The organism is Pseudomonas sp. LP_7_YM, assembly GCF_004364435.1.
Classification (GTDB): Bacteria; Pseudomonadota; Gammaproteobacteria; order Pseudomonadales; family Pseudomonadaceae; genus Aquipseudomonas.
Genome location: NZ_SOCT01000002.1, coordinates 498292 through 523119, shown reverse-complemented (window position 1 = coordinate 523119; position 24828 = coordinate 498292). Strand labels below are relative to the sequence as shown.

Annotated in this window: 20 protein-coding genes; 11 read left to right on the top strand and 9 right to left on the bottom strand. The window is 59.3% G+C overall.

What is annotated here, in order from left to right; translation table 11 throughout:
- Positions 1–61: 61 nt before the first annotated feature.
- Together EC915_RS24790 and EC915_RS07450 are read right to left on the bottom strand one after the other, a co-directional pair.
- Complete coding sequence (locus EC915_RS24790) at positions 62–220, bottom strand: hypothetical protein (protein ID WP_166650940.1); 159 nt, start codon at positions 218–220, stop codon at positions 62–64.
- Positions 221–285: 65 nt separating this feature from the next.
- A complete protein-coding gene (locus EC915_RS07450) occupies positions 286–684 on the bottom strand; it encodes an aspartate-semialdehyde dehydrogenase (protein ID WP_133749889.1) in 399 nt (132 codons plus the stop codon).
- Positions 685–903: 219 nt separating this feature from the next.
- On the opposite strand from EC915_RS07450, the gene rapA reads away from it, so the two are divergent.
- Together rapA and EC915_RS07440 are read left to right on the top strand one after the other, a co-directional pair.
- Positions 904–3750 carry an RNA polymerase-associated protein RapA gene (gene rapA, locus EC915_RS07445; protein ID WP_133749888.1) on the top strand — a complete coding sequence of 949 codons (2847 nt, stop codon included), beginning with the start codon at positions 904–906 and terminating at the stop codon, positions 3748–3750.
- A 395-nt stretch (positions 3751–4145) separates the two neighbouring features.
- Positions 4146–6437, top strand: coding sequence for a bifunctional diguanylate cyclase/phosphodiesterase (locus EC915_RS07440; RefSeq protein WP_133749887.1), 2292 nt, complete (start codon positions 4146–4148; stop codon positions 6435–6437).
- 219 nt (positions 6438–6656) lie between these two features.
- Here the strand turns inward: EC915_RS07440 and EC915_RS07435 are convergent, their stop codons facing one another.
- Positions 6657–6956: a DUF2288 domain-containing protein gene (locus EC915_RS07435; RefSeq protein WP_133750160.1), complete on the bottom strand. Its 300-nt coding sequence runs from the start codon at positions 6954–6956 to the stop codon at positions 6657–6659.
- A gap of 318 nt (positions 6957–7274) precedes the next feature.
- On the opposite strand from EC915_RS07435, the gene EC915_RS07430 reads away from it, so the two are divergent.
- The 5 genes from EC915_RS07430 to EC915_RS07410 all read left to right on the top strand — a co-directional run bounded on the left by EC915_RS07430 (position 7275) and on the right by EC915_RS07410 (position 12274).
- Positions 7275–8402, top strand: coding sequence for a branched-chain amino acid ABC transporter substrate-binding protein (locus EC915_RS07430; protein ID WP_133749886.1), 1128 nt, complete (start codon positions 7275–7277; stop codon positions 8400–8402).
- A gap of 214 nt (positions 8403–8616) precedes the next feature.
- A complete protein-coding gene (gene livH, locus EC915_RS07425; RefSeq protein ID WP_133749885.1) occupies positions 8617–9546 on the top strand; it encodes a high-affinity branched-chain amino acid ABC transporter permease LivH in 930 nt (309 codons plus the stop codon).
- Entirely contained in the window at positions 9543–10805 is a 1263-nt protein-coding gene (locus tag EC915_RS07420; protein WP_133749884.1) for a high-affinity branched-chain amino acid ABC transporter permease LivM, read from the top strand. The genes livH and EC915_RS07420 overlap by 4 nt, the downstream gene beginning before the upstream one ends.
- Positions 10805–11572, top strand: coding sequence for a high-affinity branched-chain amino acid ABC transporter ATP-binding protein LivG (gene livG, locus EC915_RS07415; protein WP_133749883.1), 768 nt, complete (start codon positions 10805–10807; stop codon positions 11570–11572). The genes EC915_RS07420 and livG overlap by 1 nt, the downstream gene beginning before the upstream one ends.
- The gene (locus tag EC915_RS07410; protein WP_133749882.1) at positions 11573–12274 is read left to right on the top strand and encodes an ABC transporter ATP-binding protein; all 702 of its coding nucleotides are present in this window, start codon (positions 11573–11575) and stop codon (positions 12272–12274) included.
- A gap of 366 nt (positions 12275–12640) precedes the next feature.
- On the opposite strand, the gene EC915_RS07405 is transcribed toward EC915_RS07410, so the two are convergent.
- On the bottom strand, positions 12641–13549 hold the full coding sequence (locus tag EC915_RS07405) for a LysR family transcriptional regulator (protein WP_133749881.1): 909 nt from the start codon (positions 13547–13549) through the stop codon (positions 12641–12643).
- Between the two features lie 104 nt (positions 13550–13653).
- On the opposite strand from EC915_RS07405, the gene EC915_RS07400 reads away from it, so the two are divergent.
- The 4 genes from EC915_RS07400 to nhaA all read left to right on the top strand — a co-directional run bounded on the left by EC915_RS07400 (position 13654) and on the right by nhaA (position 18289).
- Positions 13654–14253: a short chain dehydrogenase gene (locus EC915_RS07400; RefSeq protein ID WP_133749880.1), complete on the top strand. Its 600-nt coding sequence runs from the start codon at positions 13654–13656 to the stop codon at positions 14251–14253.
- Between the two features lie 62 nt (positions 14254–14315).
- Positions 14316–14996: a COG3650 family protein gene (locus tag EC915_RS07395; RefSeq protein ID WP_133749879.1), complete on the top strand. Its 681-nt coding sequence runs from the start codon at positions 14316–14318 to the stop codon at positions 14994–14996.
- A 242-nt stretch (positions 14997–15238) separates the two neighbouring features.
- The gene (locus tag EC915_RS07390) at positions 15239–16852 is read left to right on the top strand and encodes an NAD(P)/FAD-dependent oxidoreductase (RefSeq protein ID WP_133749878.1); all 1614 of its coding nucleotides are present in this window, start codon (positions 15239–15241) and stop codon (positions 16850–16852) included.
- A gap of 246 nt (positions 16853–17098) precedes the next feature.
- Positions 17099–18289 (top strand): Na+/H+ antiporter NhaA, encoded by a 1191-nt coding sequence (gene nhaA / locus EC915_RS07385; protein ID WP_133749877.1) that lies wholly within the window; start codon positions 17099–17101, stop codon positions 18287–18289.
- 105 nt (positions 18290–18394) lie between these two features.
- On the opposite strand, the gene EC915_RS07380 is transcribed toward nhaA, so the two are convergent.
- The 5 genes from EC915_RS07380 to EC915_RS07360 all read right to left on the bottom strand — a co-directional run bounded on the left by EC915_RS07380 (position 18395) and on the right by EC915_RS07360 (position 24670).
- Positions 18395–18859 (bottom strand): glycine zipper 2TM domain-containing protein, encoded by a 465-nt coding sequence (locus EC915_RS07380; protein WP_133749876.1) that lies wholly within the window; start codon positions 18857–18859, stop codon positions 18395–18397.
- Between the two features lie 179 nt (positions 18860–19038).
- Positions 19039–19686, bottom strand: a complete 648-nt coding sequence (gene pdxH, locus EC915_RS07375; protein WP_133749875.1) for a pyridoxamine 5'-phosphate oxidase — start codon at positions 19684–19686, stop codon at positions 19039–19041.
- A gap of 48 nt (positions 19687–19734) precedes the next feature.
- Complete coding sequence (locus EC915_RS07370; RefSeq protein ID WP_133749874.1) at positions 19735–20838, bottom strand: OmpA family protein; 1104 nt, start codon at positions 20836–20838, stop codon at positions 19735–19737.
- 151 nt (positions 20839–20989) lie between these two features.
- On the bottom strand, positions 20990–22138 hold the full coding sequence (locus tag EC915_RS07365) for a serine hydrolase domain-containing protein (RefSeq protein WP_133749873.1): 1149 nt from the start codon (positions 22136–22138) through the stop codon (positions 20990–20992).
- 189 nt (positions 22139–22327) lie between these two features.
- Positions 22328–24670, bottom strand: a complete 2343-nt coding sequence (locus EC915_RS07360; protein ID WP_133749872.1) for a beta-agarase — start codon at positions 24668–24670, stop codon at positions 22328–22330.
- Between the last annotated feature and the right edge of the window lie 158 nt (positions 24671–24828).

Here is a 24828-nt window from a genome sequence, read left to right as displayed (position 1 = left end):
CAATGCCCCGCGCCAGAAAGACGCCAGTGCATTGACCGGTGGGGACAGGGGAGAAAGGGATCTAGCGTTTTTTCGGTTTCTTGCTTTTCTTCTTCGCCTTGCCCAGCGGCATGGCTTGCTCAAAGGCCTGACGCACTTCGTTGAGCCGCTTGTCGTTGAGGTCGTGAACACGCTTGGCGCGCTCAGCGCTCAGGTCTACCAGTTTTTCGTCATTGCTCATGGCGTACAGCTCTCGAATGCCCAATGGCGACAATAATGCGCAATCGCGCAGGCGCTGACCAGCTCTCAGACCTTCAAGTCCACCCACAAACCCTGACGCGGCTCATCATCGATGATGGGGACCACCGGCACAGTGTTATCAGCGTTGAGGTAATCGCCCGCAATCGCTGGCCCAGGATATGGGTCCTGTTGCCAGGCTTGCTGGGTATCCGCCTCTGCCCCCTCATCGTCCGGCTCGGCGTGGCGATCGGCGACGCGTCGGTCACGGCGACGCCTTTGCTGTCGGCGCTGTTCTTCGCGCAGCAGCAACTGCGCCTGTTCGGGGTCACGCTCGCCCCTATCGATCGTGCTTTCACTGGAACTCGGCTGCACGGGCGTTACCGGCGCAATGTCGGGCGTGGGTCTGACCGGGTCCTGCTGCGCAGTAATAGGCGCCGCGCTCAAGGGGATCAACGGTGGCAGCATGGTAATGGATCTCCTGTTAACAAGCTGTCGGCTGCCGTTTCGTCGACTTGAGCCGTAATAAAGAGCAACGTTGGACTGTGTTTTGCGCGATGAGTGCCGGCATGAGGCTGCAGACCCGACTATCCATCTGTTTTTACACGGCAAGGTTCACAAGACCTTTGGCCTGGACGGCTTGTTCCGTTAACATAGTCGGCTTTTTCAGGGCGGGAGTCAGGCAGCATGGCGCAGCAGTATCAACCGGGGCAACGCTGGATTAGCGACAGCGAAGCCGAGCTGGGTTTGGGCACCGTTCTGGCACAGGACGGCCGCTTGTTGACCGTGCTCTATCCGGCCACTGGCGACACCCGCCAGTATGCATTGCGCAATGCCCCACTCACGCGTGTGCGCTTCTCGCCGGGTGACACCATCACCCATTTCGAAAACTGGAAGATGACCGTCCGCGAAGTCGAGGACGTCGATGGTCTGTTGGTCTATCACGGTCTTAACGCGCAGAACCAGCAGGTGACCCTGCCGGAAACCCAGCTCTCGAACTTCATTCAGTTCCGTCTGGCCAGCGACCGCCTGTTCGCCGGTCAGATCGACCCGCTGGCCTGGTTCTCCCTGCGTTATCACACCCTGGAGCACACCAGCCGCCAGTTGCAATCCTCGCTGTGGGGCCTGGGCGGCGTTCGTGCCCAGCCTATCGCCCACCAGTTGCACATTGCTCGTGAAGTCGCCGACCGTATCGCTCCGCGCGTTTTGCTGGCCGATGAAGTGGGCCTTGGCAAGACCATCGAGGCAGGCCTGGTCATCCATCGCCAGTTACTGTCCGGCCGCGCCAGCCGCGTGCTGATTCTGGTGCCGGAAAACCTGCAGCACCAGTGGCTGGTCGAGATGCGTCGCCGCTTCAACCTGCAGGTCGCACTGTTCGACGCCGAGCGTTTCATCGAGAGCGATGCCAGCAACCCCTTTGAAGACACACAACTGGCGCTGGTTTCGCTGGAGTGGCTGGTCGAAGACGAAAAGGCCCAGGATGCGCTGTTCGCGGCGGGCTGGGACCTGCTGGTAGTCGATGAAGCTCACCATCTGGTCTGGCATGAAGAGAAGGCCAGCGCTGAATACTCGCTGGTCGAGCAACTGGCTGAGGTTATTCCGGGCGTGTTGCTACTCACCGCGACCCCGGAACAACTGGGTCAGGATAGCCACTTCGCCCGCCTGCGCCTGCTCGATCCGAACCGTTTTCACGACCTGCATGCCTTCCGCGCCGAGAGCGAAAACTATCGTCCGGTGGCCGAAGCCGTTCAGGAGCTGCTCGATCAAGGTCGTCTGTCGCCAGAAGCGCACAAGACTATTCAAGGTTTCCTCGGTGCCGAAGGCGAAGCCCTGCTGAGCGCCGTCGCCGATGGCGATACCGAAGCCAGTGCCCGCCTGATCCGCGAGTTGCTCGACCGTCATGGCACCGGCCGCGTGCTGTTCCGCAATACCCGCGCCGCCGTGCAGGGCTTCCCGGAGCGCAAGCTGCATCAATATCCCCTGCCCTGCCCGGCCGAATACCTGGAATTACCTATTGGCGAGCACGCTGATCTGTACCCGGAAGTCAGCTTTCAGGCGCAGGGCGAGACCAGCGAAGAAGAGCGTTGGTGGCGCTTCGACCCGCGCGTCGATTGGCTGATTGATACGCTGAAGATGCTCAAGCGCGTCAAGGTGCTGGTGATCTGCGCCCACGCCGAAACCGCAATGGACCTGGAGGACGCCCTGCGCGTGCGCTCCGGTATCCCGGCGACCGTGTTCCATGAAGGCATGAACATTCTGGAACGTGACCGCGCGGCTGCATACTTCGCTGATGAGGAATTCGGCGCCCAAGTGCTGATCTGCTCGGAAATCGGCAGTGAAGGTCGCAACTTCCAGTTCTCCCATCACCTGGTGCTGTTCGACCTGCCCGCTCACCCGGATCTGCTGGAACAACGCATCGGTCGTCTGGACCGTATCGGCCAGAAGCACATCATCGAACTGCATGTACCGTATCTGGAAACCAGCCCTCAGGAGCGCCTGTTCCAGTGGTATCACGAAGCGCTCAACGCCTTCCTCAACACCTGCCCGACCGGCAACGCCCTGCAGCATCAATTCGGCCCGCGCCTGTTGCCGCTGCTCGAGAGTGGTGACGATGACGACTGGCAGGCCCTGGTCAACGAAGCGCGTGCCGAGCGCCAGCGGCTGGAAACGGAGCTGCATACCGGTCGCGACCGTCTGCTGGAACTCAACTCCGGCGGCGCTGGTGAAGGCGACGCGCTGGTCGAGGCAATCCTCGAACAGGATGATCAGTTCGCCTTGCCGATCTACATGGAAACCCTGTTCGACGCGTTCGGCATCGACAGCGAAGACCATTCGGAAAACGCCCTGATCCTCAAGCCGAGCGAGAAGATGCTCGACGCCAGCTTCCCACTGGGCGACGACGAAGGCGTGACCATTACCTACGACCGCAATCAGGCGTTGTCCCGCGAGGACATGCAGTTCATTACCTGGGAGCACCCAATGGTGCAAGGTGGCATGGATCTGGTGCTGTCCGGTTCCATGGGCAACACCGCCGTGGCGCTGATCAAGAACAAGGCCCTGAAACCTGGCACCGTACTGCTTGAATTGTTGTACGTCAGTGAAGTAGTGGCCCCGCGCTCGCTGCAACTGGGTCGCTATCTGCCACCGGCCGCCTTGCGCTGCCTGCTGGACGCCAATGGCAACGACCTGTCGGGCCGTGTCTCGTTCACCACCCTGAACGATCAGCTGGAAAGCGTGCCGCGTGCCAGCGCCAACAAATTCATCCAGGCTCAGCGTGATGTGTTGAATCCGCAGATCAACGCTGCTGAAGGCAAGATCGCGCCCAAGCACGCTGAGCGTGTGGCCCAAGCGCAACGTCGTCTGGCAGCAGACACCGATGAAGAATTGGCGCGCCTGACAGCCCTGCAAGCGGTTAACCCGACTGTGCGCGACAGTGAAATCACCGCCCTGCGCGAACTGCGCCAACAAGGGCTGGCGATGCTGGAAAAGGCTGCCTTGCGTCTGGAAGCGATTCGGGTGCTGGTCGCCGGTTAACGCCTCAACCATCCGACCGTCCATCTCCCGGTGGACGGTGATGGGTGGAAGTGAGCTTGCCCACGAATGGCCGGTTCAACCGCGGAAAACTCAGCGGTTGAACCCACATCGCCGTGATGCAAGCTCAGCACCACCGGCTCTTTTAGCGCTGATCAGCCCGGGCCACACTTGCTCTTCGACGCTCAGTCGATATAGAACAGCAAACGCCAACCCATCCCCCGCCCCTGGCCTCATGCCAGGCTGCTTAGAACTTTTTGCCATTACCCTTATGGCGAAATAGTTGGTACGTCCGTCTTTTAAGTGATGTTTAAAATTAAACCACCTCTATAATCATTCCAAAGTGCCATTAGTCACCCAGACTGAAATATCTCCAGCAGTGGTCATGGAGCGTGCGAATGGATTGGCTGGGTCTGCATTTTTTATCCTCTATGCCCACACCGGGCAATGGCCAGGTGTTGCTGGACTGCGGCCATAACCCGTTTCTGGTCGCGCTGGCCTATCTAGTAGCGTGTGCCGCCAGCTTCGCAACGCTGGACATTGCCGAGCGTGTCGGACACGTCGACAGCGTCAACGCCAGACTGCGCTGGCGTGTACTCGGCGCCTTGTGTCTGGCCGTGGGCATCTGGGCCATGCACTTCATCAGCATGTTGTCGTTCCAGGCCCCTCTGGACATGCACTACGACATCCCTGTCACCATTGCCTCGCTGGTCATCGCTCTGATTTCAGGCACGGTGGCCATGCAAGCGCTCAGTCACCCCCTGCTTCGCCCGGGGCAATACCTGATTGCGTCGCTGTGCATTGGTCTGGGCATTGCGGCCATGCACTACCTCGGCATGTCGGCCATGGGCTCGAGCGCCACGCAATACTATGAACCCTTTCGCTTCGCCGCCTCCATCGTCATCGCCATTATCAGCAGTCTGGCCGCATTGGTTCTGGCGATAAAGTTGCGCCACGGCAGCGGAATGTTCCATCAGCTGATCAAGTACGGCGCGAGCCTGGTGATGGGCCTGGGCATTGTCAGCACGCACTTCATGGGCATGTGGGCGCTGCACCTGATGGTCCCGGAAGGCACCCCGATGCGTATGCACTCCACCGAAAACAGTCTGCAACTGAGCCTGACCATCGCGCTGATCGTGATGTTGATCATCGCCGGTAGCGTCAGCGCGGCACTGGCGGACAAAAAGCTTCAGGCCAAAGAACACGACCTGCGCCGGGTCAACGCCTTGCTCAGCCAACTCGATCAGGCGCGTGTTTCCCTTCAGAAAGTGGCGCACTACGACGCCCTGACCAATCTGATCAATCGTCGCGGTTTCAACCAGATCTTCGCCGAGCGCCTGATGGAACAGAAGCTGGCAAACGGCATGCTGGCCGTGATGTTTCTCGACGTGGACCACTTCAAGCGCATTAACGACAGCCTTGGTCATGATGCGGGTGACGAACTGTTGAAGGTCATTGCCGATCGTATTCGTGGCGCCACCCGTGTCAACGATGTGGTTGCGCGCTTCGGAGGTGACGAATTCTGCATTCTGATTGCTTTGCGTAACGTCGAAGAAGCTCGCCATATGGCCCAGCGGGTGATGGCCAAAATGAAAGACCCGATCGCCCTGGCGGGTCGGAGCATGGTCATGACCACCAGCATCGGTGTCAGCGTTTATCCGCACGATGGCGACACCTGTGAAGAACTGTTGAAAAACGCCGACCTCGCTCTGTATCAATCCAAAGGCAACGGTCGCAACACGCTGCACTTTTTCAACGAGGCACTGAAAAACAAGGCGAGTCTGGAACTGCATCTGGAGGAGCAATTGCGCAACGCATTGATCGACAGACAAGGCCTGGAGCTTTTCTACCAACCTATCGTCGATCTGCGCACCGGACACGTTGCCAAGCTTGAAGCCCTGGTGCGCTGGCGGCATCCCGTCCACGGGCTGCTCACGCCGGACCGTTTCATTACCATCGCTGAAACCAACGGCCTGATTGCCGAACTGGACAACTGGGTCTTGCGTCGGGCGTGCATGGACCTGGCCATGCTCGTGGACGATGGTTTCGAGAAGCTCATCATCACCGTAAACTGTTCTGCGCTGAATCTTGCCCGTGAAGAGTTGGCTCAGGAAATGGACACCGCACTCAAGGACGCCGGGGTGCCAGCGCAGCGACTGGAACTGGAGGTCACCGAAAATGCCCTGATGGGCAACATCAGCAACACGGTGCTATTGCTCAACGAAATCCGCAAACTGGGGGTGGCCCTGTCCATCGACGATTTCGGGACGGGCTATTCGTCACTGGCTTATCTCAAACGTTTACCGCTGGACACCGTCAAAATCGACCGATCCTTCATAATCGACATTCCCGAATCGCCCCAGGACATGGAAATCGTCCAGGCCATCATCGTCATGGCTCATACGCTGCATTTGAAGGTCGTGACGGAGGGCGTGGAAACGCCAGCCCAGCTGGAGTTTCTCAGCGAATACGGCTGCGATTACGCTCAAGGCTATCTGTTCAGCAAGCCAGCACCGCTGGAGGCGCTGAAACCGCTGGTTGAGCAACTCAATCGACGTAAACCTTCCGAGTTGTGGCCACCGGTCAACCTGCTGGAGGCGGTGGAAACGAGCGCGGTGGAGACGATCACGCCGTATGGACGCCGTGATGCAAGCCACTCCCGCGCCGATCGTTTTCGAACACGTCCATAGCGCTAAGGCAACACGATCCCACTGCGCCCCTCTAAACCCCCGGGGTCAATCGTCAATATCGGCCTCTGCTATACCCCGTTCGCCACCAGACCGGCACTGCCGGATTGCACCTTGGGTGCCGACTAAAACGTGGTTTTTTGCTACCGGCCACTCAGCGTGAGTTACCGGCCTACCCACTTTGCCACTATCCGATGCACCAAAATGGAACGCGCCATTGGGTTATGCCCTCTCCTGGATCAATACCCAAGGTGCAACCACCACTGCCCATAACGGAGGATCGCGCTCCAGCAGGTCCATAGCCTTCGATTCAGAGACCCTGCCCACTTCTGCCGTCTCGAGCCACGAAGCGACCCTGTCGTCGGCGTTTTCTGCAAAAGCCTGCGCGACCATGATCAAATCCTGCGACGGCTCGACCCACAACAGGGCACCCTTGGCAAAGAAGGATTGCAATTCATTCCAGGTGATCGAGGCGGTCTCTCCAAGCAGCTTGGCATAGAGGGTGCTAGGTTCTTGCTTCATGGGTTTCACCGTCTGGAAAATCGGCGCAATGATACCGCTGCCTTCCCGTCGTTCAAACCCGGATTCAAGTGATTGATTGCAGTGCACTTCACGCAGGCGAATGAGGTGGCATCCCACCAGAGTCGCGCGGGCTGATTGTGTATCTTTCTTTCGATTAAGCGACACGTGTGGCGTTCGCCCCCCGCAGCCAGCTATCCAAGCGCTTCACCGGCGCTCTAAACTGTTCCGGTACAGTTGCGGCGGGCTGGCCAGATCAACACGGTCCTGCAGCCTTGGCCGGCAGGATTATAAAAATTACAAACGCAAGAGTGGAGCATCATGACGAAGGGTATTAACCAGATTTCCAAGTTGTTTGCCGCGCTGGTCCTGGCGGGGGTCGCCAGCCATTCGTTCGCAGCTGACACCATCAAGATCGGCATCGCCGGCCCTAAAACCGGCGCCGTGGCCCAGTACGGCGACATGCAGTTCAGCGGTGCCAAAATGGCCATCGAGCAAATCAATGCCAAAGGCGGCGTGGATGGCAAGAAACTCGAAGCCGTTGATTACGACGACGCTTGCGACCCGAAACAAGCGGTTGCGGTCGCCAACAAAGTGGTCAACGACGGTGTGAAATTCGTGGTCGGCCACCTGTGCTCCAGTTCTACCCAGCCGGCGTCTGACATCTACGAAGACGAAGGCATCATCATGATTACCCCGGCTGCGACCAGCCCGGAAATCACTGCCCGTGGCTACAAGATGGTGTTCCGCACTATTGGTCTGGACAGCGCTCAAGGACCGGCAGCTGGCGAGTACATCGTCAAACAGGTCAAGCCGAAAATCGTTGCGGTTATCCACGACAAACAGCAATACGGTGAGGGCATCGCCACTGCCGTCAAACAGACGCTGGAAAAAGATGGCGTGAAAGTCGCCCTGTTCGAGGGCATCAACGCCGGCGACAAGGACTTTTCCTCGCTGATCGCCAAGCTCAAGCAAGCCAACGTCGACTTCGTCTATTACGGCGGCTACCACCCTGAGTTGGGTCTGATCCTGCGCCAGGCACAGGAAAAAGGCTTGAAAGCTGGTTTCATGGGGCCGGAAGGCGTGGGCAACGCTTCTATCTCGCAAATCGCTCAGGACGCCTCCGAAGGTTTGCTGGTGACTCTGCCCAAATCCTTCGACCAGGATCCAGCCAACAAGGATCTGGTCACCGCGTTCCAGGCGAAGAAAGAAGACCCGAGCGGTCCTTTCGTATTCCCGTCCTACGCCGCAGTTGAAGTGATCGCCGCAGGCATCACTGCCGCCAAGTCCGAAGACCCCGCCAAAGTGGCTGCCGCCATTCATGCCGGGACCTTCAAGACCCCGACCGGCGACCTCTCTTTCGACGCCAAGGGTGACCTCAAGGATTTCAAATTCGTCGTTTACACCTGGCACAAAGATGGCAGCAAAACTGAAGCCCCTGTGAAGTAATCGCAGCCTTCATGCTTCCCCTGAGCCCACTGCAACCGCAGTGGGCTTTGTTTTAGCCGGGCTGATGGATTTCACAAGAATCCCGATCCCTGAACATCTTGAAACCGCACCAGTGAACCACTGGGCTCGTGCCGGACGCGGACGTAGATCACGACGCGCGAGCGGGAAAAGACTTCACCAGTGAAACGCCGAGAAGGTTTTTAGGAGCGCGGCAATGCCTGAGATAGACATCTATCATTTTTTCCAACAGCTGGTTAATGGCCTCACCATTGGTAGCACGTATGCCCTGATCGCCATCGGCTACACGATGGTCTACGGCATCATCGGCATGATCAACTTCGCCCACGGCGAGGTGTACATGATCGGTTCGTACGTGGCGTTCATCGCCCTGGCCGGGCTGACCATGCTGGGTCTGGACAACCTGCCCTTGTTGATCACCGCAGCGTTCGTCGCCAGTATCGTGGTGACCAGCGCCTACGGTTACGCTATCGAACGGGTCGCCTACCGTCCGCTGCGCGGAAGCAACCGTCTGATCCCCCTGATTTCCGCCATCGGTATGTCGATATTCCTGCAGAACACCGTGCTGTTGGCGCAGGACTCCAAAGATAAATCGATTCCCAACCTGATCCCTGGCAACTTCGTCTTCGGCCCGGGCAGCACCCATGAAGTCGTTATCTCGTATATGCAGATCCTGATCTTCATCGTCACTGTGCTGGCCATGCTTGGTCTGACCTGGTTCATCTCCCGCTCCCGCCTGGGTCGCGCCTGTCGCGCCTGCGCCGAAGACATCAAGATGGCCAACCTGCTGGGCATCAATACCAACAACATCATTGCCCTGACCTTCGTCATCGGCGCTGCACTGGCAGCGGTCGCCGCGGTATTGCTGAGCATGCAATACGGCGTGATCAACCCCAATGCCGGTTTTCTGGTCGGCATCAAGGCCTTCACCGCAGCGGTGCTGGGCGGTATCGGCAGTATCCCGGGCGCTATGCTCGGCGGTCTGGTGCTGGGTGTGGCCGAAGCATTCGGCGCCGATATCTTCGGCGACCAGTACAAGGATGTGGTGGCGTTCGGTCTGCTCGTCTTGGTGTTGTTGTTCCGGCCAACCGGCCTGCTCGGCCGTCCGGAGGTTGAAAAAGTATGACCAGGAATCTCAAATCGGCCCTCTTCAGCGCAGTGCTGGTGCTGGCCGTCGCTTACCCGATTCTCGGGCTGAAACTCGATATCGTCGGTATCAATCTGGCGGTCGTCGGCGCAAGCAGCACCACCGTGCTGCTGATTTTCGGCGCCGCCCTGCTGATGTTCCTGCGCGTGCTGTTCAACGAGCATATCAGCGCCCTGTGGCGTTCACGTCCGCAGAAACAACTGGTGTCGGACAAGGCCAGTCATTTTCTGACCCTGCCATCGACCCAGCGCTGGTTCCTCGGCGCGCTGGTTATTGCAGCGCTGGTGTGGCCATTCTTCGGTTCACGCGGCGCGGTGGACATCGCCACGCTGATCCTGATCTACGTGATGCTGGGCTTGGGCTTGAACATCGTGGTCGGCATGGCTGGCCTGCTGGACCTGGGTTATGTCGGCTTCTACGCCGTCGGCGCCTACACCTATGCGCTGTTGCAGCATTACTTCGGCTTCGGTTTCTGGATCTGCCTGCCGCTGGCCGGGCTGGCGTCTGCCACGTTCGGTTTCCTGCTGGGCTTTCCGGTACTGCGCCTGCGCGGTGACTACCTGGCGATCGTGACCCTGGGCTTCGGGGAAATCATTCGCCTGTTCCTGCGCAATCTGACCGACATCACCGGCGGTCCGAACGGCATCAGCAACATCGAAAAACCGACGCTGTTCGGCCTGACCTTCGAACGCAAGGCAGCTGAAGGCATGCAGACCTTCCACGAGTATTTCGGCCTGCAATACAACTCCATCAACAAGGTGATCTTCCTTTACCTGGTTGCCCTGCTGCTGGCGCTGCTGGCGTTGTTCGTGATCAACCGTCTGCTACGCATGCCGATCGGTCGTGCGTGGGAAGCGCTGCGTGAGGATGAAATCGCCTGCCGTGCACTGGGCCTGAATCCGACGATCATCAAGCTTTCGGCCTTCACATTGGGCGCCGCGTTCGCCGGTTTCGCCGGGAGCTTCTTCGCCGCGCGCCAAGGCTTGATCACCCCGGAATCGTTTACCTTCCTGGAGTCGGCAATCATTCTCGCTATCGTGGTGCTGGGCGGCATGGGTTCGCAGTTGGGCGTGATTCTCGCGGCGATCGTGATGATCCTGCTGCCTGAACTGCTTCGGGAGTTCAGCGAATACCGCATGCTGGGCTTCGGCGCCTTGATGGTGCTGATGATGATCTGGCGTCCTCAGGGCTTCCTGCCCATGCAGCGTCCCGTCATGAAACTCAAGGGGGAGCGCTGATGAGCCGTCCACTTCTGCAAGCCTCGGGCTTGTGCATGCGCTTTGGCGGCCTGCTGGCGGTCAATGGCGTGGGTCTGACCGTCAACGAAAAACAGGTGGTGTCGATGATCGGCCCCAACGGCGCCGGCAAGACCACCGTGTTCAACTGCCTCACGGGTTTCTACAGGCCGACCTCGGGCACCATCTTGTTGGATGGCGAGCCGATTCAGGGTCTGGCCGGTCACCAGATCGCCCGCAAGGGCGTGGTGCGGACCTTCCAGAATGTGCGTCTGTTCAAGGAAATGACGGCGATGGAGAACCTGCTGGTGGCCCAGCATCGTCACTTGAACACCCACTTCCTGTCTGGCCTGTTCAAGACCCCGTCGTATCGCAAAAGCGAGCGCGAAGCCATGGATTACGCCGAGCACTGGCTCGAAGCGGTTGACCTCAAAGCCTTCGCCAACCGCCCCGCCGGCACCCTGGCCTATGGTCAGCAACGCCGTCTGGAAATCGCCCGATGCATGATGACGCGCCCGCGCATTCTCATGCTCGACGAGCCGGCGGCAGGCCTGAACCCCAAGGAGACCGAAGACCTCAAGGCGCTGATCGGCGTGCTGCGCAATGAATACAACGCCACGGTGTTGCTCATCGAGCACGACATGAAGCTGGTCATGAGCATTTCCGACCACATCGTGGTGATCAACCAGGGCACGCCTCTGGCTGATGGCACGCCCGAGCAGATCCGTGACAATCCTGAAGTGATCAAAGCCTACCTGGGGGAAGCGTAAATGCTGCAGTTCGACAACGTTTCCACCTTTTACGGCAAGATCCAGGCGCTGCACGCGGTCAGCATCGATGTGCAACAGGGTGAGATCGTCACCCTGATCGGCGCTAACGGTGCGGGCAAATCCACCCTGCTGATGACTCTGTGCGGTTCGCCCCGGGCCCACGGCGGCAGCATTCGCTACATGGGTGAGGAGCTGGTGGGGCTGGAGTCTTCGGTGATCATGCGCAAGAGCATCGCGGTCGTGCCGGAAGGCCGCCGCGTGTTTGCCCGCCTGACCGTGGAAGAAAACCTGGCCATGGGCGGGTTCTTCACCGACAAGGGTGATTATCAGGAGCAGATGGACAAGGTGCTGGAGCTGTTCCCGCGCCTGAAAGAACGCTTCAACCAGCGCGGCGGCACCATGTCCGGCGGCGAACAGCAAATGCTTGCTATCGGCCGCGCGCTGATGAGCAAGCCCAAGCTGCTGCTGCTCGACGAGCCTTCTCTGGGCCTGGCGCCGATCATCATTCAGCAGATTTTCGAAATCGTCGAACAGCTGCGCCGCGACGGTGTGACCGTGTTTCTGGTCGAGCAGAATGCCAATCAGGCCCTGAAAATCGCCGACCGTGCCTACGTGCTGGAGAATGGTCGAGTGGTGATGCAGGGCTCTGGCGCAGAACTGCTGGTCGATCCGAAAGTGCGGGATGCGTATCTGGGTGGTTAATGGTGGCGCTCACTTGTAGGTGTGCGCTTGCCGTGACAGCGGTGGGTCAGTGAGTTTATGTGTGGCTGACCCACTGCCCTCGCTGCCGTCGTCACCTCCGGCGTCTCCCACAGGGTAGATAGCACTCCAAATAGCCCTGACTGACTCAGCACTGCAGGAGTTGGTCACCCGTCTTCGGCGTGACTCCAAGCTTGTGTGAGGCGCCGGAGGTTACGGGTCGGAATACTTGATCATGTGAACACCCCCAGAATGGAATTAATGTCCAACTTCTTGGGGACAGTCCAGTCCTGTGGAGACGCCGGAGGTGACGACGGCAGCGAATGCGGTGGGGCTGCCAAGCCGCCCTTTCTGACCTCAACACCCGCATCAAAGCTTCTGCAACGCCGCGTTGCTGCGTTCGAACCACTCGCTCAGATAATCGGCCATCACCTGGATTCGTCTCGGCAGATGCCCTTCGAACGGATGCACCAGAAACAGCGACGACACCGGCGTCTGGTAATCACGCAGCAGCCACACCAGCCGACCGTCATTGAGTTCGTTGTGCACCATGTACGAAGGCAATCGCGCGATCCCTGCCCCCACCAGGGCCGCTTTTTTCAAAAGACCATAGTGGTTGCTGGCAAAGGTGCCCCGCACGTTGACTCTGCTCAGCTCGTGACTCTGGTGATAGACCCACGTCTGGCGACCGGCGTAATGACTGTTCAGCAGGCACCGATGCACGCGCAGCGACTCCGGCGTATGCGGCGTGCCGTGCTCGGCGAGGTATTCAGGACTGGCGCAGGTCAGCTCCTGCAGGGAGAGCAGCGGCTTGGCCACCAGCCGCTCATCGACGCCGACGCTGGAACGGATGCCCAGATCGAAGCCATCCCTGCGCATATCGCAGAACTGATTGTTCAAATCCAGTTCCATCTGCAGCTGGGGATACCGCGCGGCAAACTCGTCGAGCAGCCCTTCCAAGAACGTCTCGCCCAATGACACCGGCACCGTCATCCGCACGCACCCCACCAGACTCTCGCTCAGACAGGCCATGGCGTCGCGCACCCGGTCGCGCTGCGCCAGCAAAGCTCGTGCCTCGGGCAGCAGAATCGCGCCGGCCGAAGTCAACGTCAGGCTGCGGGTCGTGCGATGCAACAGCGTGACGCCAAAACTCTTTTCCAGCTTGCTGATGCGCTTGGAAAGCTGGCTTGTACTGGTGTCCAGCCATTGTGCCGCCAAGGTAAAGCTATTGGCTTGCACCAGCATGGCAAACGCGGTCAGATCATCCATTTCGCTCATGATTGTTTCCTTATCGACAAACCGTGATTGCCGTTTAGCCCATTTATCTGCGGGAAAACGCGGTTCACACTGAGCGCCTGATCCACTCATCCAGGGACTGCATCGTGAAGATTCTATTGATTGGCGCCGGCGGCACCATTGGCTCGGCGATCGAGAAGGAGTTGGCGACGCGCCACGACATCGTGCGCATCGGCCGCAACAGTGCTGACGAGCACGTCGATATTAGTGACAGCGCATCGATCCGCAAACTGTTCGAACGAACAGGTCCTTTCGATGCGTTGATCTGCGCTGCGGGCAACGTCACTTTCGCGCCGCTGGGCGAGATGACCGAAGACGCCTTCGCATTGGGTCTGCGCGACAAGCTGATGGGCCAGGTCAATCTGCTGTTGATTGGCCGCGAGTTCGCTAACGATGGCGCCTCCTTCACCTTCACCACAGGCATCACCAGCCACGATCCCATCCGCAGCGGAGTATCTGCCAGTCTGGTCAACGGGGCTATCGATGCGTTCGTACGGGCAGCGGCCATCGAAATGCCGCGAGGCATGCGCGTCAACTCGGTCAGCCCGACCGTCCTGGTCGAAGCCATGGGCAGCTACGCAACGTATTTCCGCGGTTTCAAACCGGTTTCGGGAGCGAATGTGGCCCTGGCCTACGCGAAAAGTGTCGAAGGCCTGCAGACCGGGCAGACTTACCACGTCGGTTAATCACCTCTTGTGATGAATGAGAAGCCTGAGTAACGTGGCGGCACTTGTCTGGAGACCGCCTCATGTTCGCTGCCCGCCCTGTCCTGATGTTCGCCCTGCTGCCCCTCTTCGCTGGCTGCCAGTTGCTGCCCTCGAAATCTGCCGACAGCACAGTATCCACTGCAGGCATGATCCGTATGCAGGGCATCTTGAGCGGCGACGCTGGCAAATTGTTCTTCCAGCCGTGCAGTGAGCAGCGCCGCTATGCCGTAACCGACAAAGGCAACACCGGCGTTCTGCAGGAAGCCGCTTCAGTGGTCGACAGTGCTGGCAAGGCCTTCGCCGACGTGCGCGGCAATTTCGTCGCCAGCAGGGCGCAAGGCAGCGATGGCCAGGCTGATGTGTATCAGCTGTACCGTGTAGAGCGTCCGAGCGGCGCTTGCGAAGACCCGAACTTCAAGCGTTTGACGATTCACGCCAGCGGCAACGGCCCGAAATGGAACCTGAATGCCAGCGGCAAGGGTCTGGTCCTGGAGCGTGAAGGCCAGGAGCCGTTTGCGGTGCCGTATATGGAAGAGCAGATGCCCGAAGGCCGCTTCAATCTGATCACCGACGCCAACAACCAGCATCTGGAGTTGTACGTCGCCCCGCAGCGCTGTGTCGATCCGGTCAATGGCTCGGTGCAGTACCTGACCGCCGAACTGCGGGTCAATGGTAAGGTTCAGCGTGGCTGCGCGTATTTTGGGGCGATGCGTAACGATTGATCGTTTTGCGCCGTCAGCCACACACAACAACATCCGCTCGAAAGCGTAATCGCAGCCGGTTTTTACTCGACTGCCCCCCGCATTCGCAAGCAAGCTCGCTCCATAGCGGTTCTGCGCAGGGTTGAACGGGCACTGCGTGGCTTCGTCGTCGCTCCGGTCACCGCTCGCCCCTCGATGTAGCTTATAATCGCCGGTTCTTAGCGCTACCAGGCCGACCCTGCGGCCCGAAACCGGACCTTTCAATGTTACGAATCACCGAACTCAAACTGTCGCTGGACCACGCGGACGAAGAGCTGCGCCCTGCACTCGTGCAGCGGCTGGGCATCGACAGTGCCGAGCTGCTGGATTTCACTCTATTCAAACGCAGCTACGACGCGCGCAAGAAATCCAGCGAACTGCAATTTATCTACACCATCGATTTTCAGGTGCGCGACGAAGCTGCTTTGCTCAAGCGCTTGAGCCACGACAAGCATGTCGGCCCGGCGCCGGATGTCAGTTACAAAGTCGTTGGCCACGCCCCGGACGATCTGGCCGAACGCCCGCTGGTGGTCGGTTTCGGTCCGTGTGGCATTTTCGCCGGCCTGCTGCTGGCGCAGATGGGCTTCAAGCCGATCATCCTCGAACGCGGCAAGGAAGTGCGTCAACGCACCAAAGATACCTGGGGCTTATGGCGCAAAAGCGTGCTCAACCCTGAGTCCAACGTGCAGTTCGGCGAGGGCGGCGCAGGCACCTTCTCCGACGGCAAACTCTACAGCCAGATCAAAGACCCGAAATTTCACGGTCGCAAGGTCCTGCATGAGTTCGTCAAGGCCGGCGCCCCCGAGGAAATTCTCTACGTCAGCAAGCCGCACATCGGTACGTTCCGCCTGACCGGCGTGGTTGAAAACATGCGCCAGCAGATCGAAGCATTGGGTGGCGAAGTACGCTTCCAGCAGCGCGTCACCGATGTATTGATCGAGGAGGGTCAACTGCAGGGCGTGGTCCTCGACAGTGGCGAGCAGATCGACTCCAGGCATGTGATTCTGGCGCTGGGCCACAGCGCCCGCGACACCTTCCGCATGCTTCACGGCCGCGGCGTATACATGGAGGCCAAACCGTTCTCGGTGGGTTTGCGCATTGAGCACCCGCAAGGGCTGATCGACCGTGCACGCCTGGGCAAATACGCCGGTCACCCGAAACTGGGTGCCGCCGACTACAAGCTGGTGCACCACGCGAAAAACGGTCGCTCGGTCTACAGCTTCTGCATGTGCCCTGGCGGTACGGTGGTGGCGGCGACGTCCGAGCCCAACCGCGTCGTCACCAATGGCATGAGCCAGTATTCGCGTAACGAGCGTAACGCCAACTCGGGCATCGTGGTCGGCATCACGCCAGACGAGGATTATCCCGGCAGCCCGCTTGCGGGTATCGAGCTGCAGGAGCGGCTGGAATCGCATGCTTACATCATGGGTGGCGAAAGCTACGATGCGCCTGCACAGCTGGTAGGCGACTTCATCGCAGGCAAAGCCTCGACACAGTTGGGGGCAGTGGAGCCCTCCTACAAGCCGGGCGTGAAACTGACCGACCTCGCCGATGCGCTTCCCGCCTTCGCTATCGAGGCGATTCGTGAGGCGTTGCCAGCGTTCGACCGGCAGATCAAAGGCTTCTCGCAGCACGATGCAGTGCTCACCGGTATCGAAACCCGGACCTCGTCGCCGCTGCGCATCACCCGCGACGCCGACATGCAGAGCCTGAACGTCAAGGGGCTGTTTCCGGCAGGCGAAGGTGCAGGCTATGCCGGTGGAATCCTCTCGGCAGGAGTCGACGGGATTCGCATCGCAGAGGCAGTCGCCAGGAGCATGTTAGGGATTACTGAGTGACGCTCAACTTGTAGGATCCGCCTTGCTGTCGCGGGCGCAGCAGGTCGACTCCTACAAGATAGATTCGAATCTCCTGCACACCCCGTAGAATAAGCCCCGCAGAATTTTGTAACTATAATTGCAGACGTTCTGTATACAGGTTTATCATCGATTTTTAATAACAAAATCGAATATAAATTTTGTTTTCAGAAACAAGAACACAGGGTACGGTGTCGCTCCCCTTGCGCATGTCCATGGAGAGTGACCTTGCCCGTACGCAATACATTCAAGCGTTTTTTCCAGCTGGAGGCGGCTGGCGGTCTGTTGCTGATCGCGGCGGCCGCGGTGGCTCTGCTGGTCAATAACTCCCCCCTGTCATGGCTTTACAACGGCCTGCTCGACGTGCCGGTCGTGGCACAGATTGGCGCGCTGAAAATCGCCAAGCCGTTACTGCTCTGGATCAACGACGGCTTGATGGCTTTGTTCTTCCTGTTGATCGGCCTGGAAGTCAAACGTGAAGTCATTCAGGGTCATCTGTCCCGCCCCTCGCAGATCGTGCTTCCCGGCGCCGCAGCTATCGGCGGCATGGTGGTGCCCGCGCTGCTTTTCTGGGCGCTGAACAAAAACGATCCCGCAGCGATGAGCGGCTGGGCCATTCCCATGGCGACCGACATTGCGTTCGCGCTCGGTGTGCTGGCGCTCCTTGGCAAACGCGTACCGGTATCCCTCAAGCTGTTCCTGATGACGCTGGCTATCATCGACGATCTGGGCGCGATCATCGTTATCGCGTTGTTCTACTCGGGCGAGCTGTCCAACCTGTCACTGGCACTGGCGGCTACGTCGATAGCCACATTGATTGCCATGAACAGACTGGGTGTGGTGAAACTTGCGCCGTATCTGCTGGTAGGTCTGGTGTTATGGGTTTGCGTACTCAAAAGCGGCGTGCATGCCACACTCGCAGGCGTAATCCTGGCGTTCTGCATCCCCCTCAAGACAGGCAAAGACGTACCCTCGCCCTTGCAACAACTTGAGCACGGCCTGCACCCCTGGGTCGCTTACGGCATTCTGCCGCTGTTCGCTTTTGCCAACGCCGGGGTATCGCTCAGCGGCGTTACTCTGCAGAGTTTCACCCATCACGTACCGATGGGCATCGCGACAGGACTGCTGCTGGGCAAGACGCTGGGCGTATTCGGATTGACCTGGCTGGCAATCAAGACCGGCCTTGCGACGCTGCCTGCAGGCGCTAACTGGGGTCAGGTCATGGGCGTGTCGATCCTGTGCGGGATTGGCTTCACCATGAGCCTGTTCGTTGGCTCGCTAGCCTTCGTCCCCGCAGAGAGCGAGTACGCAGGGATGGACCGAATGGGCATCCTGACCGGATCTGTGCTGGCAGCCTTGATCGGCTATGGAGTGACCGCAATGGCGAGCCGTAAATCAGCGTCCGCCAAACATAAGTGACCGGCGAGAAGCCGCTGACCCGGAAACAATAACGCCCCGATAAATCGGGGCGTTTTAGTGAAAGCGGGTATTAGATCCAAACCGCTCAGTCTACTCGGAGGTGATTCAGCGAGTGACGCGGCTGGTGCCATTCACTGTCATGACGCGTACACGGTCGCCGATGCGGAAAACTTCGTTTTCCTGAACCTGCTGCACATACGCACGCATGCTGCCGTCGTCTTCACGCACGGTGATTTCCACACCCTGAGTGCGCGTCAGACCTTCTTCGGTCATCGATCCGAGCAAGCCGCCGGCAACTGCACCAATGACCGCAGTCACGATACTGCCGCGTCCGCCACCAATGGCGCTACCACCCAAACCACCTACGACCGCACCGGCACCGGCACCGATCGGTGTTTTGGTGCCCTCGATTTTCACCGGACGCAGCGATTCGATTGTACCCAGGCGCACGGTCTGCACTTGGCGAGCTTCATCACGGGAATACGAGTCGCCGGTCAGGCTCGAAGTACAGCCGCCCAAGGTCAACGCCATGGCGGTGAACGACGCAACCAACAGAACAGACTTACGCATAACATTTGCCTCCAGAGGAACAGGTAGTCATTAGACTCTGCGTCACCAAACGGTGTCACGACCCTGTACCGATAATTTACGTTCATTCAGGCGCTATACAGAAACCGCCTGCGTCTACGCAGTATGGACGAAAATTCGCTGCAGAGATTCAAAGAAACGTCGCTCAAACCGCCAAAAAGTTACGGCGCAAGACGCTCGCGCGTCCACTGTCCATCAAGCAGACGATAGTTCAGGCGGTCATGAAGACGGCTGGGGCGACCTTGCCAGAATTCGATGCGGTCCGGGAGCAGACGGTAGCCGCCCCAGTGATCCGGGCAATCGGGCTGAGTATCGCTGAAACGCTCTTCGGTCGCCTTGAGCAAGGCTTGGAGTTCAGCACGATCAGCGATCACCTGGCTCTGCGGCGATGCCCAAGCCCCCAGACGGCTACCCAGCGGACGGACCTGAAAGTAGGCGTCGGACTCCTCGTGAGAGACTCTGACGACCTTCCCTTCTATACGCACCTGACGCTCAAGGGTAGGCCAGAAAAAGGTCATAGCCGCAAAGGGACTGTTTTGCAACTGCTGCCCCTTGGCGCTCAGGTAATTGCTGAAGAAGGTGAAGCCCTGAGCATCGAGGCCCTTGAGTAGCAGGACCCGACAGTGAGGGCGACCATCGGAGTCGACAGTCGCAAGCGTCATGGCATTGGCCTCGACAGGCGCCTGTTCGGTTTTCACCGCTTCGTCGAACCATTGATGGAACAACGCAAAGGGTTGTTCCGGCGCCTGCGCCTCGGCCAAACCTTCGCGGGCGTAGTTACGACGCATATCAGCCAGACGCTGGCTCATCACTGCCTTCCTTAATCGGTATCCGAGAGCGGGACACCGATATTACCCTCAGTTGGCGTTCGCTTGGGCATTGGCGGCCGGTTTCTTGGTCGCCGCCTTGGCTGGCGCGGTCTTGGCAGGTACCGCCTTGGCTTTGGCGGGCGCTGCTTTTTTCACCGGAGCCTTTTTGGCGGCAGGTGCTTTTGCAGGGGCAGCCTTCTTCGCTGGTGCTGCCGACTTGGCCGGTGCGGCAGGAGCCGGTGTCACGGCAGGCTTGGCTTGCTGCACGGCGACCAGGGTTGGCGAAGGTGGCAGGTTGTATCTGGCCATCAACGCAACCATGGTGTCCTGCGGCGTCATGATGATTTCCACTCGGCGATTCAGAGCTCGACCTACGGCGCTGTCGTCAGCCGCCCGGGGCATGACGGCGCCCATACCGCGCAGGTTCAGACGATTGCGCTCAAGGCCGCTCAGACGAAAAATTGAGGCCACCGACTGCGCACGTTGCTGGCTGATCTTGAGATTGGTATCGCTGGAAACATCACTGTGGCCCAGAACCAGAATCGCGGCTTTCTGATCGCCTTCAACGACCTTGGCCATGCGCGTGATCGGACCCAGGTTGATCGGCAACAGCATCTCCGGACGATCCGGGTTGAACGTGCTGTCCACCGGAGCTGTCACGACCAGCACGTCTTCGCGGCGTTCGAACTGGAATTTGCTGTCTTTGATTGCTTCACGCACTTTAGGCTCGTACTGGTCGAGCCAGGCCTGGGTGACCTTTGGGTCAACCTTGGGCACCACAGGCGCTGCGTCTTTTTTGGCTTCACTGTTGCCGAAAGGCCACCACCACTTGCCGCCGTCATCCGCTTTGGCCACCGCAGGCTTGGCCGCCGGCTGAGTGGCCGCAAGCTCAGGCTTCTTGTCAGGCGTGCCATGGTCGGAACCGAATGGCCAGTACCAATGCGTACCGCTTTCGGCTTCGGTCTTGGCAACTTCCGCAGCGGCCGGATTTACAGCAGGTTTGACCGCCGCTGGCCTGTCAGCAGCGTCGGTGCTTTTGCCGGCACCGAACGACCACCAATGATCGTTGCTTGCCGACTGATTCTGAGGGGTTTGTGCACAGCCGGTGACGGCGAGGCACAGGGCAAAGGCGAGACTTTTATTGGCAGACATGGGTGACTCACACAAATAATTGATCAGAAAATGAACGAAGCAGCGCCCATATAACACGCATAAACATCGTTTTGGAAAAGGAAACCGCTCTACGGTTCCGATATGGGCGATTTACCTGACAGTCGGTAGAACAAGCACTTATAAGCGATACCTATTGCAAACACTCACCAAGCACCCGCACCAGGCCCTGTGCTCGAGGATCCATCAGGACATAGGGGCCTAGCGTGTTGGTCACAAAACCGAACGCTACCTCCCGGTCGGGATCGGCGAACCCCACCGAACCGCCTGCGCCTGGATGGCCGAAGGATTTCCCGCCCAATCCAAACGTCGCATTGCCCACCGCAGGCTGGTCAAGCATGCAGCCCAGACCGAAACGAGTCTGGGTGAGCAGTGTCTTGTCCTGGCCGAGGCTGTGTTCGCGAGTCATCTCGTTGATCAACTCGGCGTCGAGCAGGCTGCCGTCGAGCAGTGCACTGTAGAAGCCAGCCAGGCTGCGGGCGTTGCCGTGACCGTTGGCGGCAGGTTGTTGCATGCGCCGCCACTCCGGTTTGTTGGTACTGGTCATGATCGATGGCGGGTTGGTAAAAGCCCTTGCGGTCATGGAGGCGGGCTCGTGCAGTGTGGCTTGCAACAAACGCTGGGCAGCTTCATCCCCGACCTTGCCTTTGCCCCGAGCAATATGGGCCACGCGGTAGAACTCCGCATCGTCCAGGCCGACATGGAAATCCAGGCCCAGCGGACGGGAGATGCGTGCGGCAATGGACTCGCCCGGACCACGACCATCAGCGCGGCGAATGACTTCACCGACCAGCCAGCCATAGGTGATAGCGGCGTATCCATGACCCTGCCCCGGCGTCCACCAAGGCGCTTGAGCAGCCAGCGCATCGGTCATGGCTTGCCAGTCGTAAAGCGCCTCGGCGGGCAGCATGTCGCGGATGGCCGGCAGACCGGCCTGGTGACACAGCAACTGGCGCAAGGTGATCGACTGCTTGCCAGCGGCGGCAAACTCGGGCCACAGATGCGCGACGGGCTCGTCCAGATTCAGTTTGCCCTCGTTGACCAGTTGCAAGGCGGCGACAGCCGTGAATGTCTTGGTGCAAGAGAACAGGTTGGCGATAGTGTCGCTGTGCCAAACCTCTGCGCCGTCCTTATCGGCAGTCCCCGCCCACAGGTCAAGCACGGTCTGACCGCCGACCTGCACGCACAGGGCTGCGCCACGTTCTTGCGGATCGTCGAACAGGGCCGCAAATGCCTCGCGCACGGCTTCAAATTGAAGTTCGAAGTGACCTTGAATTTGCACGGCATCGCTCTCCGGGTACGGGCTGAAAAATGTCGTGCATTGTTCCAGCGATTGGCGGATTTGGAAACCGTTCCCGCAGCCATTCAGGTTGTAGGAATACGCTTGGCCGCGAACCAGTTATCCGCAGAAGCTTATGTACCGGGTCTGACGCTTTAGCGGGCAAGCGCGCTCATACAACGGATTGGTTAATCAGGGCGCTTTGGCAGCAACATTGCCAACCACATCCCCCACCTGCCCGTTGGCCTTGCGCACGGCATCAATGAAACCCTGATACGGCACATCGGTAATACCCACTAACCCAAGGTGTCCGTTTTCGCCGTCAAGCATACGACCGGACGCGGGCTGGTCCAGATACTGAAACCAGTGCACGCCAACGATGGACGGTTCCGACAGAGCGCCCTTCAGGAAGTTGGCGTAAGCGGGACCACGGTCTTCTTCACGAGCCACCTCCATGACGCCACCCCAGAAAGGTCCGCGATCACGCGAACCGAAATGGAATTCACTGACCAGCACCGGTTTATCCAGCACGCGCAGTTTGCTGAAATCCACGCCGTCCTGCGGCTTGGGGGTGTAGAGATTGAAGCTCAGGACATCACAATATTTGGCGCACGCCTCGATAGCTTCCGGCGTACTCACACCAAAGCGACCGCCCAGCAGCAAATGGTTCGGCGCGTGCCACTTCAACGCATCGGAAATGGTCTTGAAGTAGGTTTCGGCAAACACACGCTGGAAGTATTTGAGGTCATTTTCAATCTCCGGGTGTTCGGGGTTTGGCAAGGGCGGCTCGAACCCCGGATCCTCCATCAACTCCCACGCCGGTAAGTCGATGCCCCAGGCTTTGGATAGCCCCTGCTGATTACGGTACTTGTCGCGCAGTTGCTTGAGGAAAGCCCGCTTGGCCGGGACATCCGTGGTCAGTTTCAAAGTGCCGTAGGCCAACGCGTAACGATCTTTCGGGTCATCACCAGGAGCCGCCCACGCCAGTTCATTGTCGGCGAAATAGCCAATCAGAAACGGATCGTCCCGATGATCGCGGGCGGCAATGGCCACTGCTCGCTCGGTGGCCATGGCAAAGCGCGGATCGAACGGATCAGGCATGCCGCCCCACCAATCGTGGCCAGTGCTGATGCTGACGTAATCGCCAACGATGGACAGTGGAAGCGTATAAGGGACCCGATCCTTGTTTTCCAGAGCGGATTCGCTCCAGTTGCCGATGGTATTAAAGCCCCAGGCCTGAAGGCGTTGCAGGGTGTGGTCCACCCAGCGCTTACTGTCGAAGCTCACTGCCTTGCATTCAACGGCGGGGGGCGGTACCGCTGGCTTTTCAGGCGGAGGGGTGGAAGTTTTCTGATCGTCAGTAGCGGCGCTTACCGACGCATCCGCCTCGTCATCCTCATCCACCGCAGGTGCAGGTCTTACCACTTCGACGCACTTGGCCACACCATAGGTGCGCTGCAGGTTGGCGCCATAGAAATCGAACCAGCGGCCCTGATCGAACTGCCGATCCTTGTTGGCCCCGGTGTTGCGATTGTCATCACCGGAACCGTAAAACGCCGCCAGCGAATCATCACTGGCTGGCAGGCTGGCGAACATCGATTCGCGACCTTCGACATACGTCTGGCTGTCATCGGCGGCGATGGCGTTAACGCCCAGCGAATAAAAAGGATGACCTTCCGGCGTCACCAGATACCAGCGGTCGTCGCGCTTCTCGGTGCGGAAGAAACCTTTGGCTTCGAAGTTCGGCCCCTTGAGCAGCCCGCCATATTTATCGTGCGGCGGACGATCCTTCAGCCAGGCCTTGAGTTGCTGTTGCTCCTTGCTCGCCAGACCCTTGAGCTGATCGTCGCTGGTGATCTTTTCCGGCCATTTGCCGCGGGTGTACTGGCCGTAACCGTCAAGCAGATTGCTGTACGCAGCCTTTTGAATCGTGTCGTCCTCCTGCACACCGAATTTCTCGATGAGAATGCTCTGCGGCACGTTGGGCTGCGCCATGGATAGCGTGACAGACGTCACGTGGCTGGCGTCCAGCTCGCCGTCGGTATTAGCCAGCAACACACGCTGGCCCTCATAGTTCCATGGCATCGGCGGGCCCACACGCATGCCTTCGCTCAATGCGGAACTGGCCTTGAGCGGTAAAATCAGGGTTTGCGCTGGGCCAGCGGGCAGGTCGATGCGGCTGGTGAGGGATTTGCCGTCGCTGCTCTGGATTTGCACATACAGCGTCAGGGCCCAGTCCATCGCGCTTTGCAGGCGCAGGGTCATTGCGCTTTCACCCGTCCAGTCCCAGACGCCCGATTGCGGCGACAGCCGCAGGTTGGGTTTGGCAACCGGATTGAATGTCACGCGACGCAGCACTTCACCTTCGGCTGTCTGCTCGGCATTGGCCTGAGGCAGGCTCGCGTCCTGGATAGTGACCTGTACGACATCGGCGGGCCGGACGAAATTGAACAGCGTCTGCTGGCCGTTGGGCGCGGCATGGACGGGCCCTGCGCAGGCAACGGCAAGGATGGCAGACAATGAACGGCGAATCATGTGATCGGTTGCTCCATGGTCATCGGCGGACCTCGCCCCCAGGTCAATATATGATCTGAAGAGAGGCGAACATCGCTTTCGCAAATAAGCTCACTCCCGCAAAACGGGTGCATGAGATGCAGTTTGACCGATATGTGCACTGTGGGGTGAGCATGATC

Coding starts and splice junctions, on each gene's coding strand:
- EC915_RS24790 (WP_166650940.1), bottom strand. CDS start 220: ATGAGCAATGACGAAAAACTGGTAGACCTGAGCGCTGAGCGCGCCAAG.
- EC915_RS07450 (WP_133749889.1), bottom strand. CDS start 684: ATGCTGCCACCGTTGATCCCCTTGAGCGCGGCGCCTATTACTGCGCAG.
- rapA (WP_133749888.1), top strand. CDS start 904: ATGGCGCAGCAGTATCAACCGGGGCAACGCTGGATTAGCGACAGCGAA.
- EC915_RS07440 (WP_133749887.1), top strand. CDS start 4,146: ATGGATTGGCTGGGTCTGCATTTTTTATCCTCTATGCCCACACCGGGC.
- EC915_RS07435 (WP_133750160.1), bottom strand. CDS start 6,956: ATGAAGCAAGAACCTAGCACCCTCTATGCCAAGCTGCTTGGAGAGACC.
- EC915_RS07430 (WP_133749886.1), top strand. CDS start 7,275: ATGACGAAGGGTATTAACCAGATTTCCAAGTTGTTTGCCGCGCTGGTC.
- livH (WP_133749885.1), top strand. CDS start 8,617: ATGCCTGAGATAGACATCTATCATTTTTTCCAACAGCTGGTTAATGGC.
- EC915_RS07420 (WP_133749884.1), top strand. CDS start 9,543: ATGACCAGGAATCTCAAATCGGCCCTCTTCAGCGCAGTGCTGGTGCTG.
- livG (WP_133749883.1), top strand. CDS start 10,805: ATGAGCCGTCCACTTCTGCAAGCCTCGGGCTTGTGCATGCGCTTTGGC.
- EC915_RS07410 (WP_133749882.1), top strand. CDS start 11,573: ATGCTGCAGTTCGACAACGTTTCCACCTTTTACGGCAAGATCCAGGCG.
- EC915_RS07405 (WP_133749881.1), bottom strand. CDS start 13,549: ATGAGCGAAATGGATGATCTGACCGCGTTTGCCATGCTGGTGCAAGCC.
- EC915_RS07395 (WP_133749879.1), top strand. CDS start 14,316: ATGTTCGCTGCCCGCCCTGTCCTGATGTTCGCCCTGCTGCCCCTCTTC.
- EC915_RS07390 (WP_133749878.1), top strand. CDS start 15,239: ATGTTACGAATCACCGAACTCAAACTGTCGCTGGACCACGCGGACGAA.
- EC915_RS07380 (WP_133749876.1), bottom strand. CDS start 18,859: ATGCGTAAGTCTGTTCTGTTGGTTGCGTCGTTCACCGCCATGGCGTTG.
- pdxH (WP_133749875.1), bottom strand. CDS start 19,686: ATGAGCCAGCGTCTGGCTGATATGCGTCGTAACTACGCCCGCGAAGGT.
- EC915_RS07370 (WP_133749874.1), bottom strand. CDS start 20,838: ATGTCTGCCAATAAAAGTCTCGCCTTTGCCCTGTGCCTCGCCGTCACC.
- EC915_RS07360 (WP_133749872.1), bottom strand. CDS start 24,670: ATGATTCGCCGTTCATTGTCTGCCATCCTTGCCGTTGCCTGCGCAGGG.